At 71.7% G+C, this 20127-nt stretch carries 18 protein-coding genes; 9 read left to right on the top strand and 9 right to left on the bottom strand.

Going from position 1 to position 20127, the window contains the following annotated elements; translation table 11 throughout:
- Positions 1 to 196: 196 nt before the first annotated feature.
- Positions 197 to 2215, bottom strand: coding sequence for a thioredoxin domain-containing protein (locus HW130_RS25965; RefSeq protein WP_177152132.1), 2019 nt, complete (start codon positions 2213 to 2215; stop codon positions 197 to 199).
- Positions 2216 to 2484: 269 nt separating this feature from the next.
- Here HW130_RS25965 and HW130_RS25960 point away from each other — a divergent pair, with 269 nt between their 5' ends.
- Entirely contained in the window at positions 2485 to 5691 is a 3207-nt protein-coding gene (locus HW130_RS25960) for a tetratricopeptide repeat protein (RefSeq protein ID WP_177152131.1), read from the top strand.
- Positions 5692 to 6028: 337 nt separating this feature from the next.
- Here HW130_RS25960 and HW130_RS25955 read toward each other — a convergent pair whose 3' ends face one another.
- The gene (locus HW130_RS25955; RefSeq protein ID WP_177152130.1) at positions 6029 to 6271 is read right to left on the bottom strand and encodes a hypothetical protein; all 243 of its coding nucleotides are present in this window, start codon (positions 6269 to 6271) and stop codon (positions 6029 to 6031) included.
- A complete protein-coding gene (mca, locus tag HW130_RS25950) occupies positions 6264 to 7145 on the bottom strand; it encodes a mycothiol conjugate amidase Mca (protein ID WP_177152129.1) in 882 nt (293 codons plus the stop codon). Before mca ends, HW130_RS25955 begins: the two co-directional genes overlap by 8 nt.
- Positions 7146 to 7241: 96 nt before the next feature.
- On the opposite strand from mca, the gene HW130_RS25945 reads away from it, so the two are divergent.
- Together HW130_RS25945 and greA are read left to right on the top strand one after the other, a co-directional pair.
- Positions 7242 to 7649: a DUF4307 domain-containing protein gene (locus tag HW130_RS25945; RefSeq protein WP_177152128.1), complete on the top strand. Its 408-nt coding sequence runs from the start codon at positions 7242 to 7244 to the stop codon at positions 7647 to 7649.
- Positions 7650 to 7811: 162 nt separating this feature from the next.
- Positions 7812 to 8309, top strand: coding sequence for a transcription elongation factor GreA (gene greA / locus HW130_RS25940; protein WP_177152127.1), 498 nt, complete (start codon positions 7812 to 7814; stop codon positions 8307 to 8309).
- Between the two features lie 78 nt (positions 8310 to 8387).
- On the opposite strand, the gene HW130_RS25935 is transcribed toward greA, so the two are convergent.
- The 3 genes from HW130_RS25935 to ilvA all read right to left on the bottom strand — a co-directional run bounded on the left by HW130_RS25935 (position 8388) and on the right by ilvA (position 11683).
- Positions 8388 to 9239, bottom strand: a complete 852-nt coding sequence (locus HW130_RS25935; RefSeq protein WP_177152126.1) for an ABC transporter permease — start codon at positions 9237 to 9239, stop codon at positions 8388 to 8390.
- A complete protein-coding gene (locus HW130_RS25930; protein ID WP_177152125.1) occupies positions 9236 to 10258 on the bottom strand; it encodes an ATP-binding cassette domain-containing protein in 1023 nt (340 codons plus the stop codon). The genes HW130_RS25935 and HW130_RS25930 overlap by 4 nt, the downstream gene beginning before the upstream one ends.
- A gap of 195 nt (positions 10259 to 10453) precedes the next feature.
- Positions 10454 to 11683 carry a threonine ammonia-lyase gene (ilvA, locus tag HW130_RS25925; RefSeq protein WP_177152124.1) on the bottom strand — a complete coding sequence of 410 codons (1230 nt, stop codon included), beginning with the start codon at positions 11681 to 11683 and terminating at the stop codon, positions 10454 to 10456.
- Positions 11684 to 11837: 154 nt separating this feature from the next.
- Between ilvA and HW130_RS25920 the strand changes: the two genes are divergently transcribed.
- The 4 genes from HW130_RS25920 (at position 11838) to HW130_RS25905 (ending at position 13450) form a co-directional block, all read left to right on the top strand.
- Positions 11838 to 12350: a MarR family winged helix-turn-helix transcriptional regulator gene (locus tag HW130_RS25920; RefSeq protein WP_177152123.1), complete on the top strand. Its 513-nt coding sequence runs from the start codon at positions 11838 to 11840 to the stop codon at positions 12348 to 12350.
- Positions 12351 to 12418: 68 nt separating this feature from the next.
- Entirely contained in the window at positions 12419 to 12892 is a 474-nt protein-coding gene (locus HW130_RS25915) for a sigma factor-like helix-turn-helix DNA-binding protein (protein WP_309140580.1), read from the top strand.
- The gene (locus HW130_RS25910; RefSeq protein ID WP_177152121.1) at positions 12889 to 13140 is read left to right on the top strand and encodes a hypothetical protein; all 252 of its coding nucleotides are present in this window, start codon (positions 12889 to 12891) and stop codon (positions 13138 to 13140) included. Before HW130_RS25915 ends, HW130_RS25910 begins: the two co-directional genes overlap by 4 nt.
- A 118-nt stretch (positions 13141 to 13258) precedes the next feature.
- Complete coding sequence (locus tag HW130_RS25905; RefSeq protein ID WP_177152120.1) at positions 13259 to 13450, top strand: DUF1059 domain-containing protein; 192 nt, start codon at positions 13259 to 13261, stop codon at positions 13448 to 13450.
- Between the two features lie 73 nt (positions 13451 to 13523).
- On the opposite strand, the gene HW130_RS25900 is transcribed toward HW130_RS25905, so the two are convergent.
- Entirely contained in the window at positions 13524 to 14678 is a 1155-nt protein-coding gene (locus HW130_RS25900; RefSeq protein ID WP_177152119.1) for a cystathionine gamma-synthase, read from the bottom strand.
- Positions 14679 to 14764: 86 nt separating this feature from the next.
- Here HW130_RS25900 and HW130_RS25895 point away from each other — a divergent pair, with 86 nt between their 5' ends.
- Both HW130_RS25895 and msrA read left to right on the top strand, forming a co-directional pair.
- Positions 14765 to 15868 (top strand): hypothetical protein, encoded by a 1104-nt coding sequence (locus HW130_RS25895; protein ID WP_177152118.1) that lies wholly within the window; start codon positions 14765 to 14767, stop codon positions 15866 to 15868.
- Positions 15869 to 15961: 93 nt separating this feature from the next.
- Entirely contained in the window at positions 15962 to 16630 is a 669-nt protein-coding gene (gene msrA, locus HW130_RS25890) for a peptide-methionine (S)-S-oxide reductase MsrA (protein ID WP_177152117.1), read from the top strand.
- Positions 16631 to 16840: 210 nt separating this feature from the next.
- Here the strand turns inward: msrA and HW130_RS25885 are convergent, their stop codons facing one another.
- Both HW130_RS25885 and HW130_RS25880 read right to left on the bottom strand, forming a co-directional pair.
- A complete protein-coding gene (locus HW130_RS25885; protein ID WP_177152116.1) occupies positions 16841 to 17836 on the bottom strand; it encodes a hypothetical protein in 996 nt (331 codons plus the stop codon).
- Positions 17837 to 18110: 274 nt separating this feature from the next.
- Entirely contained in the window at positions 18111 to 19772 is a 1662-nt protein-coding gene (locus tag HW130_RS25880; RefSeq protein ID WP_177152115.1) for a PP2C family protein-serine/threonine phosphatase, read from the bottom strand.
- Positions 19773 to 20127 lie beyond the last annotated feature (355 nt).

Below are 20127 nucleotides of genomic sequence, written 5' to 3'. Positions count from 1 at the left end.
CCCCTTGGCCCCCTGCGTCGCGGCAAAGGACCCCCTGGCCGTACGACGCACACAAGAAAATCCCCGGCGTGCGTCAATTCCCCGTGTGCACGCGTCGGGTGGTCCGACTGGTCGTACGGACCATAGGGGCGGTACGTTTCATTCCGCCGCCCGCCCGATAAATGTGGCCGACGACGTCATATGTGGCCGACGATGTTCAGTGGGTGAGTTTTCGGCCCAGTTCTGCTGCGTCTGTGGTGGGCGAGTCGCACACGAACGCGCGACAGACGTAGGCTGCCGCGCTGCCGTTCACCAAAGGACGGTCCCGCAGCAGCGGGAACTCCTCCCCGTCCGCCTCGCCCGCCGCCACGACCGCGCCCGGGGCCGTGGAGAGCAGCGCAACCCGGTGCAGCTCGTGGCGGTGCGCGTCGCCCTGCGCGCCCACGACCGCCACCTCGCGCGGCCCGTCCAGCAGCGCCTCCGCCACCGCGAGCCCCCATCCGATGAAGCGCGGCGCCCGGGGACCCAGTGCCTTGACCACGCCCAACGCGCCTTCGGCGGCGGTGCGGTGGACCTCGGACCCGGTGTGGGCGGCGTACGACAACAGGGCTCCGGCCGCCGCGGACCACCCGGAGGGAGCCGCGCTGTCGGTGGGGTCCTGGGGCCGGCGGATCAGCTGCTCGGCGTCGTGGGCGGTGTCGTAGAACGCCCCGCCCTCCTCCCTGAACCGGTCGATGACCATGTCCAGCAGGAACCCGGCGAACTCCAGCCAGGTCCCCTCCCCGCTGACCGCGGCGAGCGCGAGGAAGCCCTCGGCGACGTCCGCGTAGTCCTCCAGGACACCCGCGTTGGCGCCGGCGCGGCCGTCCTTGGACGTGCGGTGCATGCGTACGCCGCCGGCCGAGAAGTCCATGTGCAGCCGCACCAGCAGGTCGGCGGCCTCCGTGGCCCGCTCCACCAGATCCGGGCGGTCGAAGTACGCGCCCGTCTCGGCGAGCGCGGCGATCGCGAGCCCGTTCCAGGCGGCCACCACCTTGTCGTCCCGGCCGGGCCGGGGCCGCTGCTCCCGTGCCGCGAGCAGCCGCGCCCGCAGCTCGGGACCGGCTTCGGCGCCGGGCAGCTGCAGCACGGAGGCGCCTTCCTCGAAGGTGCCCTCCTCGGTCACCCGGAACAGCTCGGCGGCCCGCTCGCCGTCCGCGTCGCCGAGCACCTCGCGCAGCTGCGCGGGCGTCCAGACGTAGAACGCGCCCTCGGCGTGTCCGCCGTCGGGCGTGTCGCTGTCCGCGTCGAGTGCGGAGGCGAAACCGCCCTCTGCCGTGCGCAGTTCGCGCACCATGAAGTCGGCGGTCTCCAGCGCGACGCGACGCGCCAGGTCACTGCCGGTGGCCCGCCACAGGTGGGCGTAGACCCGGCAGAGCAGCGCGTTGTCGTAGAGCATCTTCTCGAAGTGGGGCACCACCCACTCGCGGTCCACCGAGTACCGGGCGAATCCGCCGCCGAGCTGGTCGTAGATCCCGCCGCGCGCCATCGCCTCGCAGGTGTCGGCCGCCATCTGCAGCGCCCCTTCGGCACCGGTGCGGGCGTGGTGGCGCAGCAGGAACTCCACCGCCATCGACGGCGGGAACTTCGGGGCGCCGCCGAACCCGCCGTGCCGCTCGTCGTACTCCCGGGTCAGCCCGAGCAGCGCCTGGGCGAGCTCCTCCTCGCCGGGCACGCCCTGGCCGCCGTGGGCCAGCGAGCGTCCGGCGAGGTCGCGGGTGATCTTCTCCGCGACCTCGGTCACCTCGTCCCTCCGGTCCCGCCAGGCGGCGGTGACGCCCTCCAGCACCTGCTGGAAGGAGGGCATACCGTGCCGGGGCGCGGGCGGGAAGTACGTACCGAAGTAGAACGGCTCCCCGTCCGGCGTCATGAACACGGTCATGGGCCAGCCGCCCTGCCCGGTCGCGGCCTGTACGGCCTCCATGTAGACGGCGTCGACGTCGGGCCGCTCCTCTCGGTCGACCTTCACGGACACGAAGTGCTCGTTCATCACGGCCGCCGTGGCATCGTCCTCGAACGACTCGTGCGCCATGACGTGGCACCAGTGGCAGCTCGAGTACCCGACGCTCAGCAGCACCGGCACCCCCCGCCTGCGCGCCTCGTCGAAGGCCTCGTCCGACCAGGGCCACCAGTCGACGGGGTTCTCGGCGTGCTGGAGGAGGTAGGGGGACGTGGCGTGCGCAAGTCGGTTCGGCATGCTCCAATCCTTGCGCACCTCGGCGGGCCGCGCTGCCCCGCCACGGCGCGGACGCCCCTGACGCCCAGCCGAGCAGCACCCGCCCGTATCGCCGGCGTACGGCTGTGGGACTCCCCGCTGACCGACCGGCGACCGGAAGACACCGTCTGCTCCCGCCCCCGATGAGCCGCACCCCCTCCCGTCCGCCGCCCGGACACAGGACACTTGACGGCGCAACAGCTGGGTACGGGACCGGAACGGGACCGGAGCTCTTCGAGGGGGACACGTACATGCGCGACAGCCACCGGGCGGAAGCGGAGCGGCTGTTGGGCCGCGCCGTCGAGGAAGAGGTGCGGCGGACCGGGGGACGGACGGACGGCCCGGTCCTGCTCGCCCGCGGACAGGCCGCGCTGGACGGCATGGCCGCGAGCGCCGCCGAGGAGTATGCCGCGTACGAGCAGGCCGTCGCGGAGGCCGAGGCGGGGCATCCGGCGCTCTCCGAGCGGTTCAGCAGGCGGAATCTGTCGACGCCCGCGCTGGTGACGGCGGTCGCGGCCGTCGCGGCGATCGGCGCGGACGTCGCGCTGGGCACGGCGGCGGGCACGGCGCTCGGCGCGGGGGCCGTCGTCGCGGTCGCGGGGGCCGCGACCACGGTCGCCAAGGTCACCGCGTCGCACTGGCCGGCGGCGCACCGCAGGGCGGGCGCGGCGGGGCAGCCGGGCGGCGTGGAGCAGTTGCGCCTGCAGTGGCTGACGGCGCTGGAGGTACGGGGCATCCGCCCGTTCCTGGACCAGCAGCGGATGCTGGCCTCGGCGGTGCGGCCCGCGAAGAAGGCCGCGGCGGCACCGCAGCTGCGCGGCGCCGACCGCAGCGCTGCGGCGCGCCGCAGATCGGTGCTGGAGCAGTCGTTCGCTCATCTCCCCCAGCCCGACGGTCCGTTCGCGGGGAGACGCGAGGAGCTGACGCAGATCGCCCAGTGGGTGCACGCGGCGCGCGCGTCGACGCAGACACGGCCGACGGTCGTCGTGCTGTACGGCGACCCCGGCTCGGGGCGTACGACCCTGGCGGTGCGGGCGGCGCACCATCTCAAGGACCAGTTCCGGGGCGCGTGCGTGGTGGACCTGCGCGGCGAGAGCGGACATCCGCTGTCCACGCGGGACGCGCTGCTGCACCTGCTGAACCGACTGGGCGCGCCGCGCGAGCAGCTGCTGTTCCGCGAGCGGTCGTCGCCGGAGCAGCAGGTGCGGCGGCTCGGCGAGCTGTACCACCAGCATCTGACGGGCCTGCCCGTGACCGTGGTCCTCGACGACGCGAGCGACGCCGAGCAGGTGCGGACGCTGCTGCCGGAGCGCTCGGACAGCCTGGTGCTGGTGACGGCGCGCCACCCGCTGGAGCTGCCGGACGACGTCCCCGCCTGGGTCCACCGGCTCCCGGTGGAGGCCCTGGACGCGGCGGGCGCCGACGAGTTGCTGCGGGCCGTCGCCGCGGAGCCCTCGGCTGCGCCGTACGACGCCCAGGCCGCCGACGCGGTCCGCGAGCTGTGCGGCGGGCTGCCGCTGGCGCTGCGGATCGCAGGCTCGTCCCTGGGCGAGCGCAGCCCGGACCGGCTGGCCGCGGACCTGGGGGCCTATGGGCCGGTGGACCCGGTGGAGCGTGCCCTGTGGCTGCGGTACACCGACCAGTCCGAGCAGGCACGACGGCTGCTGCGCCGCCTGGCGCTGGCCGGGCGCGCCTCGCTCGGGGCGGCGGCCGCGGCGGCGCTGCTCGGCGCGGATGAGCAGGAGGCGCAGCGGCTGCTCGCGACGCTGGCGCGGGCGGGGCTCGTCGACCACGTACGGGCGAGCCGTTACCGGCTGCACGACGCCGTGCGGGCCTTCGCCCGGGCCCGGCTGCTGGACGAGGAGGACCAGAAGGACCGCACGGCCGCGCAGGAGCGGCTGATCGGCAATTACGCGGACCTGGCCGGGGCGGTGATCCGCATGGTCGACGGGAAGATGTCGACCCGGGCCGGCCAGTTCGGCGCGCACGGCTTCGCGTCACTGGACGCGGCGCTGCGCTGGCTCGACGACGAGTCGAGCTTCATCACCTCCGCGCTGCGGCACGCCGAGGGCGTCGACCAGCAGGCCGTGCTCGGGCTGCTCGGCGCGCTGTGCGACTACTGCCTGCTGCGCGGCGACCTGTACCGCCTGGGCGAGCTCACGGAACTGTCGCAGGCCGTGGACCAGGGGCTGCTGGAGCGTTCGGTGCGCTGGCGTACGGGTATCGCCGCCCGTCAGCTCGGCGAGCTGGACAAGGCGCGGACGACGCTGTCGTCCGTCGTCGGCCTGTACCGGGAGGCGCAGCACGACGCGGGCGCGGCACTCGCGCTGTGCTCGCTCGGCATCACGCTGCACCACCAGGGCAACCTGACGGAGGCGGCGGCGAGACTGCACGAGGCCATCGAGCTGCAGTCCTCGCCCGAGCAGGCCGAGGACCGCGCGTGGTCACTGCACGCCCTGGCCGCGGTGGAACGCGACCGTGCCAACCTGGCGGAGGCGCTGCGGCTGCTGGAGACCGCGCTGCGGCTGCACCGCGAGGGGGAGTCGCTGCACGGCGAGGCGTGGACGCAGTTCCAGCTGGGGCAGGTGTGCCTGCGGATGGGGGACGTCGCGGACGCCGAGGCGGCGCTGCGCACGGCGCTCGACCTGTACGGCCGCACCCGCGACGACCGCGGCGAGGCGTGGGCGCTGACCCAGCTGGCGCGGGCCCGGCTGGTGGACGGCGATCCGGGCGCGGCGGTGGACGAGCTGCGGGCGGCGCTGTCCCTTCACCGGGAGAACGAGGACGCCCGCGGCGAGGCGTGGACCCTGTACTACCTGGGCCAATCCCTGGAGGAACGCGGCGACCGGGACGAGGCGGTGCGCGAGCTGGAGCGGTCGCGGACGATGTTCTCGCGGATGCGGGACGTGTACGGGCTGGCCTGCGCGCGCCACCACTCGGGCCGCGTCACGCGCGACCAGCGGGCGGCGCAGACGGGCAACCTGCGCAACTCGGGATTCGCCCGGCAGCTGCTCATGGACGCCCGCGCGGACTTCGCCCGCATCAAGGTCGCCCACGGCGAGGCATGGACGTGCCTGGAGCTGGCCCTGATCGACGCGGGCAACAACCGGGCCCCGCAGGCGCTGGCACTGTGCGACGAGGCGGCGGAGCTGTTCGCGTCCTACGAGGACCGTCGCGGCGCGGACTGGGCGGCGTTCCTGCGCTGCACGCTGCTGCCGTACGCGTCCCCGGGCGGGACGGAGGTCGGCACGGTGGTGGCGCAGGAGGAACTGGCCGAACTGATGGCGTCCCCGCACGCCTTCAGGGACGCGAAGCTGGAGGACTGCGCGGAGGCGCTGACGGTGATGCTGGACCGCGGCGTCCGCCTGGAGGACGGCTGGCAGGCCTGGCACCTGGGCCTGGTCCCGACCCGCCACGCGCGGGAGGTGATGGGCGTCCCCGTCGACGCCCGCAAGTGAGTCGCGAAAGCGCCGGACGGGCCGGGGTGTGGACACGTCCGCGGGGCGTGCCGCACCCCGCGGCGGGAAGCCGCCAACGCGACGGCACGGGCCCTGGGCGCAGCCGTGCCCGCGCTCCGAGCGCCGCTGTCGGCGGCGAGCCGGCACCGCGCCGCGGGTGGGCCGCAGCAACGGAACGGCTGCGGCCATGCCACCCCGGCCCGTCCGGCGCTTGAGGACACGCCCGCAGGGCGTGCCGCGGCCGGCGGCGGGGAGCTGCCGACGAAGCAGCAGCGGGTCCCGCCCGGCGAACGAGCACCGCGCCCGGCCCGGCTTCCGCGGGGCCGGGCGCGGGCCGTCAGGCCGAGCCGCCCGCCGGCTTACGCGTCGCGGACTCCCGCGTCGGCTCCGGCTCCTCCTCGAAGTTCACGCGGCCCATGTGCCGGTTCATCGACTTCATCAGGGCCCACACACCGACCGCCAGGGCCGCGAACACGAGAAAGCCCAGGACACCGGGGGTTACCTTGTTCTCGTCGAGCTCCTTGGCGAGGGTGGCGACGTGCGTCAGGGCGAGGTTTGCGCTTGCGCTCATGTCAGGCATTGTCCCGGATGCCCGCGAAGAGGTCGTCCTCGGGGAGGGACGTATCGACGAGCGACTTCGCCAGCTCGTACTCCTCCGTCGGCCAGACCTCCTTCTGGATCTCCATCGGCACGCGGAACCAGCCGCCGTCCGGATCGATCTGCGTCGCGTGCGCGATCAGCGCCTTGTCGCGGACCTCGAAAAAGTCGGCGCACGGCACGTACGTGGTCAGCGTGCGCTCGGCGCGCTGGAACTCCTTCCAGCGCTCCAGCCACTCCCCGTACGGGGACTCCAGGCCGCGCGCGAGGAGCGCCTCGTGCAGGGCGACCGTGCGCGGGCGGTTGAAGCCCTGGTTGTAGTAGAGCTTCTGCGGCTGGTACGCCGGTCCGTACTCGGACTCGGGGAACGTCTCGCTGTCCGCCGCGCCCTCGAACGCCACCATCGAGATCTTGTGGGTCATGATGTGGTCGGGGTGCGGGTAACCGCCGTTCTCGTCGTACGTCGTGATGACCTGAGGACGGAACGCACGGATCTTGCGCACCAGCTCCCCCGCGGCCTTGTCGATGTCCTCCAGCGCGAAGCAGCCCTCGGGCAGCGGCGGCAGCGGGTCGCCCTCGGGAAGGCCGGAGTCGACGAAGCCGAGCCACTCCTGCTTGACGCCGAGGATCTCCCGGGCCTCGTCCATCTCCTTCTTGCGGACCTCGTGGATGTGCTCCTCGATGTAGGCGTCGCCCTGGAGCTTGGGGTTGAGGATGGAGCCGCGCTCGCCTCCCGTGCAGGTCACGACCAGCACGTCCACCCCCTCGGACACATACTTGGCCATCGTGGCCGCGCCCTTGCTCGACTCGTCGTCGGGGTGGGCGTGCACGGCCATCAGTCGAAGCTGCTCAGTCAAGACTCGATCCTCATGATTCGTCGCGTCGTGCGGCTTCTATAGTGACCGAATCGGCGGACGGAAAATTCCTGCCTCCGGCACTCGAGAGGAACGATCATGGCGGCTGTACGCGAGGAGCTACCGCAGGGGCGTTACGGCCGCTCCGCGGACGAGCGCGCGGACCGCAGGCTGCGCATGACCGGCGCCGTGCTCGGCGCGGGGCTGCTCGCGATGGTCGGCTGGTTCGGCTACGACTACATCGCCGGCCAGAAGATCAGCGCCGAGGTGATCAAGTTCGATGTCGTCGAGGGCGCGAACGAGGTCCAGGTGCACCTGGAGGTGCGCAAGGACAAGGACGCCACCGGCACCTGCACCCTGCGCTCGCTCTCGGAGGCCGGCGGCGAGGTCGGCCGCCTGGACGTGCGGATCGGCCGTACGGGCGAGAGCAGGATCGACCAGGTCGTGAAGATCCGTACGACCGAGCAGGCGACCAGCGCCGAGCTGGTGGGCTGCCGCGCCGCCTGACCGGGCGCGTCACTCGTGTGACCAGGGCCTTTTCCTTCTGCTCGGTTTTGTCCTCCCCCTTTCGCCCCGGAATTGTTAGGCTCGTGGTTTCGCCCGCTCGGGACGGACAATCCTTCTGAGTAGGGCGATGCTTTGTATTCCCAGTACCTACGAGGAGCACCTGTGACCCAGACCAGCGACAACGTCACCTGGCTCACCCAGGAGGCGTACAACCAGCTCAAGGCCGAGCTGGAGTACCTGTCTGGTCCCGCGCGCACGGAGATCGCCAAGAAGATCGAGGCGGCCCGTGAGGAGGGCGACCTGCGGGAGAACGGCGGGTACCACGCGGCCAAGGAGGAGCAGGGCAAGCAGGAGCTCCGTGTGCGCCAGCTGACCCAGCTCCTGGACAACGCGAAGGTCGGCGAGGCCCCCGCGGACGACGGCATCGTCGAGCCCGGCATGGTCGTCACGATCGCCTTCGACGGCGACGAGGACGACACCCTGACCTTCCTGATGGCGTCGCGCGAGTACGCGAGCTCGGACATCGAGACCTACTCGCCGCAGTCGCCGCTGGGCGTCGGTGTGAACGGCAAGAAGGTCGGCGACGAGGCCGAGTACGAGCTGCCGAACGGCAAGAAGGCCATGGTGAAGATCCTCGAGGCCAAGCCGTACACCGGCTGATCCCCCGCATCGCACGGCGAAGGGGCCGGACCGCGCCAGGCGCGGTCCGGCCCCTTCCCGCTGTCCGGCCGGGGCCGCTCAGGCGGTAGCCGAGCGGTACTTGCGCACCGCGAAGGTCCGGAAGACCGCGATGATGACGAGCGACCAGGCGATCGAGGCGATCACGGGGTGCTGCATCGGCCAGGCGTCCGACGGCGAGGCGCCGGGGTTGCCGAAGAGCTGGCGGCAGGCCTGGACGGTGGCGCTGAACGGGTTCCACTCGGCGATGGGCTGCAGCCAGGAGGTGAGCTTGCTGGAGTCCACGAAGGCGGTCGAGATGAACGTGACCGGGAAGAGCCAGATCAGGCCGCCGGAGGTGGCCGCCTCGGGCGTGCGGACCGAGAGCCCGATCAGGGCGCCGATCCACGAGAACGCGTAGCCGAGGAGCAGCAGCAGGGCGAAGGCGCCGAGGGCCTTGGCGATGCCCTCGTGGGCCCGCCAGCCGACGAGCAGCGCGACGACCACGAGGACGACGACGGTCAGCGCGGTCTGCACGAGGTCGGCGAGCGTACGGCCGGTGAGGACCGCGCCGCGGGCCATCGGCAGCGAGCGGAACCGGTCGATGAGGCCCTTGTGCATGTCGTCGGCGATGCCCGCGCCGGCGCCCGCGGTGGCGAAGGTGACGGTCTGGGCGAAGATGCCGGCCATCAGGAACTCGCGGTAGACCTCCGGGGAGGTCGACTGGCCGATCTGCATGGAGCCGCCGAAGACGTAGCTGAACAGCACTACGAACATGACCGGCTGGATCATGCCGAAGATGATCATCTCGGGGATCCGGGTCATGCGGATCAGGTTCCGCTTGGCGACGACGAGCGAGTCGCTGACCGACTGCCCGATGCCGCCCCGCGGCCGGGGGGCCACGACGGTGGCGGCGTCCACTGAGGTGCTCACTTCACGCTCTCCTTCCGGTTCTTGCGGCCGTGGGCCTGGGGCCGGGCGTCCTGTTCCCCGTCGTCACTGTCGTCGGCGACCTCGGCCGCGTGCCCGGTCAGCGAGATGAACACGTCGTCGAGGGTGGGCCGGCGCAGACCGATGTCGTCGATCTCCACGCCGCGGGAGTCGAGGTCGCGGATGACCTCGGCCAGCAGCTTGGCGCCGCCGGTGACCGGGACGGTCAGCTTGCGGGTGTGCTCGGCGACCGTGACGTCGCCCTTGCCGTAGGCGGCGAGGACCTCACGGGCGGGGCCGATCTCGTCGGGCTCGTGGACGACGACCTCCACGCGTTCGCCGCCGGTACGCGCCTTGAGCTGGTCGGCGGTGCCACGGGCGATCACCTTGCCGTGGTCGACGACGCAGATCGTGTCGGCGAGGTGGTCGGCCTCCTCCAGGTACTGCGTCGTGAGCAGCAAAGTCGTACCTCCCCTGACGAGCTCCTGGATGACCTCCCACAGCTGCTGGCGGTTGCGCGGGTCGAGACCGGTGGTCGGCTCGTCCATGAACATCACGGGCGGGGAGACGACCAGTGCCGCGGCCAGGTCGAGCCGCCTGCGCATGCCGCCGGAGTAGGTCTTGGCGGGGCGGTCGGCGGCCTCGGCGAGGTTGAAGCGGTCCAGCAGCTCGCCCGCGCGGATCTTCGCGACGCGCGCGTTCATCTGGTAGAGCCGGCCGACCATCTGGAGGTTCTCCCGGCCGGTCAGGTACTCGTCGACGGCGGCGAACTGGCCGGACAGGCCGATGGACCTGCGCACCTCGTTGGGGTTTTTGAGCACGTCGATCCCGGCGACGACGGCGGAGCCGCTGTCGGGCCGGAGAAGGGTGGTCAGGACGCGCACGGTGGTCGTCTTGCCGGCGCCGTTCGGGCCGAGAAGTCCGAGGACCGTGCCTTCCGGGACGTCGAGATCGACGCCGTCGAGTGCCCTGACGTCGCCGAAGGTCTTCACCAGACCTTCGGCGTGGATGGCGCCTGGCATGGGGGTCTCCCAAGGGACAGGTGGAATGGGTCACTTCTGGACGAGAGCATGCATATGCCCGCGCATCGACACAGGTGGACGCGATGACATGTTCACGGTATCGCGATACATCGCGTCTCATCAAGCGAGTCGCGACATTCGGAGCGCGCGGATGCCGGGCGGTTGCCGCCGGAGCGCCCGCCGGACGGGCGGGCCTCAGTCGAGAATGGTGTAACCCTTGGCACGCAGGGCCGCCGCGACCTCCTCGCAATGTTCCGGCCCCTTCGTCTCCAGGTGCAGTTCCACCTCGACCTCCGTGAGCCCGAGCCGCGGATCGGTCCGCACATGACTCACGTCGAGGACATTGGCGTCCGCCACCGACAGCGCTCCCAGCAGCCCGGCCAGCGCGCCCGGACGGTCCGTCAGACGCAGCCGCAGCGACAGGTACCGCCCTGCCGCCGCCATGCCGTGACGCAGGATGCGCTGCATCAGCAGCGGATCCACGTTGCCGCCCGACAGCAGTGCGACCACCGGGCCGTCGAACGACGCCGGATCGCTCAGCAGCGCCGCCACCGTGCTCGCCCCGGCCGGCTCGACCACCATCTTGGCCCGCTCCAGGCAGAGCAGCAGCGCGCTGGAGAGCTCGTCCTCGGAGACCGTACGGACGTCGTCCACAAGATCGCCAATGATTTTGAACGGCACGTCCCCGGGCCGGCCGACCTTGATCCCGTCCGCCATCGTCGCCGGCGCCTCGATCGACACCGGCCGCCCCGCCGCCAGCGAGGGCGGATACGCCGCCGCGCCCTCCGCCTGTACGCCGATCACCTTCACATCGGGCCGCAGCGCCTTCACCGCCACGGCGATGCCGGCCACGAGACCGCCGCCGCCGACACCGACGAGGATCGTCCGCACCTCCGGGCACTGCTCCAGGATCTCCAGCCCCACCGTGCCCTGGCCCGCCACGATGTCCGGGTGGTCGAAGGGGTGGATGAACACCGCGCCCGTCTCACGCGCGTACTGCTCGGCCGCCGCCAGCGTCTCGTCGACCACGTGCCCCACGAGCCGCACGTCCGCGCCGTACTCCCGCGTCGCGGCCACCTTCGGCAGCGGGGCGCCGACCGGCATGAAGACGGTGGAGCGGACCCCGAGCAGCGACGACGCCAGCGCGACACCCTGCGCGTGGTTGCCCGCGGACGCGGCGACCACTCCGGCCGCGCGCTCCTCCGGCCGCAGGCCGGCGATGCGCACATAGGCCCCGCGCAGCTTGAACGACCCGGTGCGCTGCAGGTTCTCGCACTTCAGGTGGACCGGCGCCCCCACGAGCCGCGTCAGGTGCCTGCTGCCCTCCATCGGCGTCATCCGCGCCACCCCGGACAGCATCTTCTGGGCCCCGCGGATGTCGTCGAGGATGACGGAGCGCAGGATCTCGGGCGTGCGGAAGCTCATGGCACAAGTCTCGCAGTTCGCCCCGCCGACCGGGCCGCCGTCCGAATCCCGGGCGGTCTGCCGCAGGATTGTGCAGCGCCCGTACGCGCCACGGCCCGGCCGCGTACTCTGTCCCCCACCAACCGACCACCGCACGAGAGAGCCCCCCACTGCCATGCCCACTTCACAGGACATGACGACAGATCTCGCTCCCGGCCTCCTCGATGCCCTCCAGCACCAGGTGGCCGTCTTCGCCCGGCGCGCGGAACAGACCCGGCTCGGTGGCGTGGGCCAGGTCCGCAACTCCATGGACCGCGCCGCCTACCTGCTGCTCAACCGCCTCGACCAGGAAGGCCCCATGGGCGTCAAGGCGCTCGCGGCGGGCATGGGGATCGACTCGTCGACCGTGACCCGCCAGGTCGCGCCGCTGGTCGACACCGGCCTGGTCAAGCGCACCTCGCACCCGGAGGACGGCCGCGCCGTCGTCCTGCAGCTCTCCCCTCGCGGCCAGGCCCGCCTCGACGAGGTCCGCGCCTCGCGGCGCGAACTGATGCGGCAGGTCACGGAAGGCTGGACGGAGAGCGAGCGCGAGTCGTTCTGCACCCTGCTCACCCGCTTCAACACCGCCCTGTCCGCCCGCCAGGCCGGGCTGCCCCCGGCGGAGGCGGAGGCTCCGCCGGCCTCCTGACCAGGGCGGGGCCGATGGCCCCCGCCGACCCCTTGACCGGGGACGCGGCATGGGCCCTATATGAGGACGTGAGCGAGCGGAATCCGGCCAGGGACCGCCGCCGTGCCCGGGAGTTCGACGCCTTCGTGGCGGGCGCGGCCGGCCGGCTGCTGCACGCCGCGACCCTGCTCACGGCCGAGCCCGCGGGCGTCAACCCGTACGCACAGCAACTGCTCACCGCCGCGCTCGCCCGCACCTACGCCGACTGGGACCGGCTGCGCGGAGAGGACCCCTACGACCGCACCCGCCAGGAGCTCGCCAACCGCTTCGCGCGCGGCGCCTGGCGTCACCCCCGCGCGCGGGACGGAGTGCTCGCCCGGCTCAGCCCGCAGGAGCGCCTGATCCTGGTGCTGCGGCTGTACGAAGGGGTCGCCGAGGAGCAGACCGCCGCGCTGCTGGGCATCCCCGCGGACCGGGTCCGCGCGATCTGCACACGGGCCGTAGCCGTCATGCGCAGCACGCCGCCCCGGCCTCCGGCGGCCCGGCTGCGGGCGGCGTCATGAGCGGCGCCGACCGCAAGGAGAGCGAGGTCCGCCGGATGATGGAGGGCCCCCTGCCCGCCGTGCCCGCCGATCTCGGCGTCCGCGCCGCGACCCACGGCGGACGGCTGCTGCGCCGCCGGCGCGCGCTGCGCCGGGCGGCCTGGCTGCTGATCGTCGCCGCGGCCCTCGCCTTCGCGGTGTGGGCGACGGTGAACCAGCCGTGGGTGGCACCGCCGTCGGAGACGACACCACCGCTCGAAGGCTTCTGACGTGCGACGACGCGCGCCGCGGTGACGCGAGGGCGCCCGTCCGTCCTGCCGCGTCCGCCGGTTCTTTCGGATCTATCCTGAAGACGAGCGGCACCCAGAGCGAGCCGAGGAGGCCCTCATGACCAGGAAAGTCGTCGACTGCCGCAAGAGCCCGAGCGTCTCCGGATGCACCCTCACCATCTCCGGCGAGGAGGACGAAGTCATACGGGCGGCCGCCGAGCACGCCGTGTCCGTCCACGAACACACCGACGGCCCCGAGCTGCGGCAGATGATCCGTGAGTCCCTCGAGGACGAGAAGGTCCCTGCCTGACCCGGCACCCGCACATCGGGCCCCGGCCGTACCCGGCCGGGGCCCGATGTCGTCCGACGAGGTGTCAACTCCCTCAGCCGAGCGCCTGCTTGAGGTCAGCCAGCAGGTCGTCGGCCGCCTCGATGCCCACCGACAGCCGCACCAGGTCGCCCGGCACCTCCAGCGCCGAACCGACCACCGACGCGTGGGTCATCCGCCCCGGGTGCTCGATCAGCGACTCGACACCGCCCAGCGACTCGCCCAGCGTGAACAGCTTGGCGCGGTTGCAGACCTCGACCGCGGCCGCCTCGCCGCCCTCGACCCGGAACGACACCATGCCGCCGAACGCCTTCATCTGCTTCGCCGCCACCTCGTGTCCCGGGTGCTCCGGCAGTCCCGGGTAGAGCACCGAGGTGACCTTGGGGTGCTTGGTCAGCATCTCCGCGACGCGGGTCGCGTTCTCGCTGTGGCGGTCCATGCGCACCGGGAGCGTCTTGATCCCCCGCAGCACCAGCCACGCGTCGAACGGGCCGGCCACCGCTCCCATCGCGTTCTGGTGGTACGCCAGTTCCTCGCCCAGCCCCGCGTCGGCCGCGATCAGCGCACCGCCCACGACGTCCGAGTGACCGCCCATGTACTTCGTCAGCGAGTGCACGACGACGTCGGCGCCGAGGGAGATCGGCTGCTGGAGGTAGGGGCTCGCGAACGTGTTGTCGACGACGAGCTTCGCGCCCGCCGTGCGCGCCACGTCCGCGACCGCCGCGATGTCCGTGATGCCGAGGAGCGGGTTCGACGGGGTCTCGACCCAGATCAGCCGCGTACGGTCGTTGACCGCCGCCCGCACCGCCGCCGGGTCCGAGGTGTCCGCCACGGAGAAGTCCACGCCCCACCGCTCGACCACCTTGGCGAACAGCCGGAACGTGCCGCCGTACGCATCGTTCGGGATCACCACGTGGGCACCGGGCTTCAGCAGCGTACGCAGCAGGCAGTCCTCCGCCGCGAGCCCGGACGCGAAGGCCAGACCGCGCCGGCCGCCCTCGATCGCGGCCAGGTTCTCCTCCAGGGCGGTCCGGGTCGGGTTGGCGCTGCGGCTGTACTCGTAACCGCCCCGCAGCCCGCCCACGCCGTCCTGCTTGTAGGTGGAGACCTGGTAGATCGGCGGCACGACGGCGCCGGTCAGCGGGTCCGCGGTGTTGCCCGCATGGATGGCGCGGGTCTCGAAGCTGTGCAAGGTGTGGTCGTCGCTCATGAGGCCCGAGCGTAGTCCCGCGAGGGGCGGTTCGCGGCGCGGACCTGCCCGCTGTGGACGCCGCGGGCGTCCGGGACAATGGAGCCATGGAGATTCTCTGGTTCCTGATCGCGATGTGCATGCTGGCCGCGGTCATCGGCCCCGTCCTCAGGCGCCGCAACGCGGGCATCCGGCTGGCCCGCCCCGGCTCGCCCGACGCCGCCGACCCGGACGACTACGGCTTCCTGCGCCAGGAGGAGCTGGACGTGCGCCTGCCCGGACCGGACCAGGACCTCCTCGACGTGCTCGACGTCGTCCAGCGCACCCAGGACTGGCGGGCCGCCGCCCAGCTGCTCGCCGGCACACCGAAGGAGGGCGAGGTGCGCTGGCAGCGCGTCCAGGCCTTCGCCGGCGCCGCGTCGCTGGAGCTCCAGCAGCAGCCCGGCACCGGTGGCGCGTGGCTGCGCGCCTGGCGCGCTCAGGCGCCGAAGGACGCGGGGGGCGCCCAGGTGCACGCCGAGTTCCTCGTCCAGCAGGCGTGGCGGTCGTCGGCCGCCGGCACGGACGACTTCCGGATCATCCTGGAGGAGGCCAGGTCCGTGTGCGCCGAGGCCGCGCTCCTGGCGCCCGGCGACCCGGTCCCGTACATCGTCGAACTCGCCGTCGCCCGCGGGCTCGGCGACTCCCAGGAGCAGTTCGACCAGCTGTGGGCGAAGGTCATCGACCGGGCGCCCAGCCACATGGGCGCCCACCTCGCCGCCCTCCACTACCTGTGCGAGAAGTGGCACGGCTCCCGGGAGGACGCCGACCACTTCGCGACGACCGCCGCCGCCCGGGCGCCGCAGGGCTCGCTGCTCGCGGCCCTGCCGCTGTTCGCGGTGTACGAGCACCTGCCCGAGCTCAACCTGGTCACCGGCTTCTACCAGAGCGCGGTGGTCACCAAGGCCCTGGAAGGCGCCCTGTACGCGGTCCACTCGGCCCGCCCCGACGACCCGATGCTCGCGCACGTGCGCCATCTGCTCGTGATGTTCCTGGTCCGCTCCGAGCGCTGGGCCGAGGCGATGAACCAACTGGTCCACGTGGACGGCCACGTGGGCGCCCTGCCGTGGACGCACAGCAGCGACCCGGCGGCCGAGTACGCGGTCTACCGCGCCCTCGCGGTGGCGGGCTACGAGGCCAACGGCGGCAGCCCGGCGACGCTGCCGCACTGACCCGGCGCGCCGCCCAGGACGGGGAGGCCGTCCGGAATTCCCGGTGGCGCCGGGACGTTGTTCCCGGTGCCGTCACCGTGAAGGAGAACCGCCATGCTCTTCGGCCGTACGCCCGTGCTGCCCACCCCGGAGGAGGCCCTCAAGGGCCGCCCCGCCCCGTCCTTCACCGTCCCCGACCGCCACACGGTCCTCGGCAACCCGCTGCTGGGCCCCTACCCCGAGGGCCTGGAGGTCGCCGACTTCGCCCTGGGCTGCTTCTGGGGCGCGGAGCGGAAGTTCTGGCAGACGAAGGGCGTGTGGACGACCCTCGTCGGCTACCAGGGCGGCCACACCCCGAACCCGACGTACGAAGAGGCCTGCTCGGGCCTGACCGGCCACACGGAGGCGGTCCGCGTCGTCTTCGACCCCGAGGTCGTGTCGTACGAGCAGCTGCTGAAGCTGTTCTGGGAGTCCCACGACCCGACCCAGGGCTTCCGCCAGGGCAACGACGTGGGCACCCAGTACCGCTCGGCGATCTACACCCACTCCCCGGCCCAGGAGTCCGCGGCCAAGGCGTCGCGCGAGTCCTACCAGAAGGTCCTGACGGGCTCGGGCTACGGCACGATCACCACGGAACTGCTGCCGGCGGAGGGCCGCCCGTTCTATCCGGCAGAGGCGTACCACCAGCAGTACCTCGACAAGAACCCGGGCGGCTACTGCGGCATCGGCGGCACGGGCGTGAGCTGCCCGATCGGTGTCGCGCCGGCCCCCACCGACGGCTGAGCGGACACCGCTGTCCGCCTTCGGAGATCATCGTCGATCTCGACACGGGCCGCCTCCGGCGTGCCCGGGACGGCCGGCGGGCGGCAGCCGGCGGCGACGACACAGGACTGCCGCACGACGTGGGATGGACGGCACAGTCCTGCCTGACGGGGGATCCCGGTGCCGCTGCCACGGCGGCTCCCTGACGGGCATGGGCGACGGCCACGGGGGCTACGGAGTGAACAAGTCCGTCAGATACGTCGGATTGGTCTCTATCTCGGCATAGCGCCCGGTCTCCTTCGACCAGGCGACGTTCCCGGCGGTGAGCGCGTGGAAGTCCCGGACACAGCGGAGCGCGTCGACGATGACGTCGTCGGCGAGGCCGGAACGCGCCAGCCGTTCGGGCAGGACCCGTTCGAGATCGAGGATGCGCTGGACGTATCCGGCCTGCATCACGGCCACGCGCTCCACCGCCTCCTGGAGGCTGCACCGGTGATGGTGGGAGATCACCGTGACGGCGTTGAACGCATAGTCATGGGTGAGTTCCTTGCGCAGCGAGTAGAGATCGTTGATGCAGGCATTCGCGTAGATCACTGCCCCTCGCATGTCCGCGAAGGCCGGATTCGCATGCAGTTGATCGGGCAGGTCCACACCGGAACCGATTTCCATCAGGTCAAGGACGGCGTCGAATGCGAATGAGGCGCGACGATGCGCGAGATATTGCTGCAGGCCGGGTACACGCCCTTCCTCCCGATGAATCATATCGGCCCGATAGCTGTCGAAATACCACAACAGGTGCGGGACAAACCTGCGCTGCCATACGGAAGAACGGACGGCCGTCGTACGGCGCCACAGGTCGGCCAGGGAACGCGCCAGTCGCCCGGCCGTGACGTTTTCCTCGAATACGGCGAACAACGGCCCGAACGCCTCGCGCCACTGCTCGGGCTGGTAACCGCGCACCGGGTCGTCGTCGAACTGGTCGTCCAGCTGGAACAGCCACGCGTTCCACTGGGTGATCAGGATCAGCGCCTCCTGTGAGGCGTTCGGGCACAGCCACGCGGTGAGCCGGTCCACACGAGTGCGCTGCACATGCCGACGCGCCTCCTCGGTGGGCACCAGACCGAACTCGCCCAACCATGCGTCAACGGCCGCGGTGGCCTCCTGCAGTTCCGGATTCAGCGCTGCCGGTATGGGTGCGCAAAGGTCCGGGATTCGGAAATCTCCCATACGTCAGCTCGCTTCTCGGTGATTCTCTGCCATTGGCGACATCCAGCGACATGGTCGCTGCGGCATGCCGAGGCCCGCGTGACCGAACCCGGGCAATTCCCGAAAACCGCTGCAAAATACCCTGCCCGTCGATGACGTTCGACAGGTGTCTCGTTGACATCGCGATCCTTGCCACATGTCGAGCAGCACCACAAACCGGGAGAATTCGGTTGACCGCAGGTGCAAGCACCCGGCGGTTCAGGGTAGTTGAGGAAGAGGCCGTGTGAGGCCGGGTTCAGCTGCGGCGGCCGGGCCTGTCCAGACGAGCCAGGAGCAGAGCGACGTCGTCACCCAGGCCGTGAGCCTCCTGCGTACCGGCAAGGAGGTCGTCGACAACGGTCTGCAGGTTCGCCGTGGGAGCCCCTCGCAGACCCTGGAGAAACCTCTCGATGCCCTGGTCGATGTCCTTGTTCACGGCCTCGAGCAGGCCGTCGGTGGTCAGCGCGAGCACGCTGCCCGGAGCTATGCGCAGGCGGGTGGTCGGGTACCGCTCCTCTCGGTCGATCCCCAAGGGGAGGCCGCCGGGGATCTCCAGGAGGCGTGGCGGCTTGCGGGGCGTGACCAGCGCGGGGGCTGGATGCCCCGCCCGGCACACCCGGAGCGTTCCGTCGGAGGGGGTGAGTGCGATGTAGCAGCAGGTGGCGAACAGGGCCCTGTCCGGGTCCGTGTTCAGCTCGGCCAGCAGACGGTTGGTGCGTTCCAGGACGGCCGCGGGCGGGTGTCCTTCGTTCGCGTAGGCGTGCACGGCGGTGCGCAGCCGCCCCATGAGAGACGCGGCGTGGACGCTGTGTCCCTGCACATCTCCTATGACCAGAGCCACGCCGCCGTCGGGCAGGCTGATGGCGTCGTACCAGTCGCCACCGATCCACATGCCGGAGGTGGCAGCCTGGTAGCGAGCGGCGATGGTCACGCCTGGCACCGTGAGCGGCCCGCGCGGCAGCATTCCGCGCTGGAGCTCGGTCGCGAGCGCGTGTTCCGACTCGTACATGCCGGCCCGCTCCAGTGACTGGGCGAGCAGTCCCATGGCGGCGACCAGGAGGGCCCGCTCCTCGGGCAGGAACTCCTGCGGCTCGGGGAAACTGACGAGGCAGGAACTGACACGGCCGCGCGAGTCCGTGAGCGGCAGTGCCGCCCACGCCTGTTGTGCTGACCGCGCGAGCGGCGCCAGGTGCGGATAACCGGTGATCAGCGCGTCCCCGGAGCCGATGAGGACGGGCGCCCTGCGATCGAGTGACGCCTCCACGAGTGTGCGCGCCGTGGTGTCGAGGGCTCGTGGGGAGTCGTCGCCCTGCTTGTCGTCGGCGCACGAAGCGATGACGGTCAACCGGTCCTCCTCCGGGGCGATCACCGCCAGCGCGTCCGCTCCGAAGGTACGCAATCCTGCCTGTGCGGCCGCCATGATGTCCTTGACCGTCACCGCTGCGGCCAGAGCCGCGGTCAGCTCCTGCATCCAGCGGTCACGGGTGGCGCGTTCGTACAGCCGCCGCCTCTCCGCTTCGTGGCGTTCATGGACGGCCGTGGTGTCCATGACGACTCCGACCATGCGGGCCGGCAGCCCGTCGGCGCCGGGCAGGACGCGGCCTCGGGCTTCCAGGGACCGGTGCCGGCCCTCGTCGGAGGTGACGCGGTACTCGATCTGGTAGTTGCCGCAGGATTCCGCTATCAGCCCCAAGGCATCGCGCACATTTGCGAGATCGCCCTCGTGGACGGCGGCCAGAAAGCTCAAGATGTCCGACGGGCCGTTCTCGGGCATGCCGTGCAGCGCGAGGGTGAGCGGGTCGCAGCTCACCTCGCCAGTGGCGATCTCCCAGCAGAAGAAGCCCGCCTCCACGCTGCTGGCGCTGGCCTGGAAAGTACCGGAACTGGACTCATCCTCCCGGATTACGGCAGTAGGCATCGACTTGACGTCTTTCACTGCATCCCCCTGCCGCGGTGTGGACCACTTCCCTCCGAGGAGCCGACCGTGCTCAACAGGACGGGCCACGCAATGTCCTGGGTGGCCGATGGAAACCAGCCGGTGAGGCGACGTGAGAACCTGCGGGACTGCGACACCGTTCCCTCCTAGATGCGAACGGGCTCGTGCAGCTGAGTGTGCTCCCGCTCTTCCGGGGAGATCGCCGGACCGACCCGGGGCGGTGGCCGGATCGAGCGCATGCTAGTGACTTTCTGGATCTTGCGCCAGACGCCCCACCGGCAGACCGGCAGCCGGCGAGCGAAGGCGTTCCTCAGCTGCCCGGCGGTGCGAGGACGCC

It is taken from the genome of Streptomyces sp. PKU-EA00015 (genome assembly GCF_013387495.1).
Classification (GTDB): domain Bacteria; phylum Actinomycetota; class Actinomycetes; order Streptomycetales; family Streptomycetaceae; genus Streptomyces.
The sequence above is the reverse complement of the archived record's forward strand: the minus strand, read 5'-3'. Positions and strand labels throughout refer to the sequence as shown.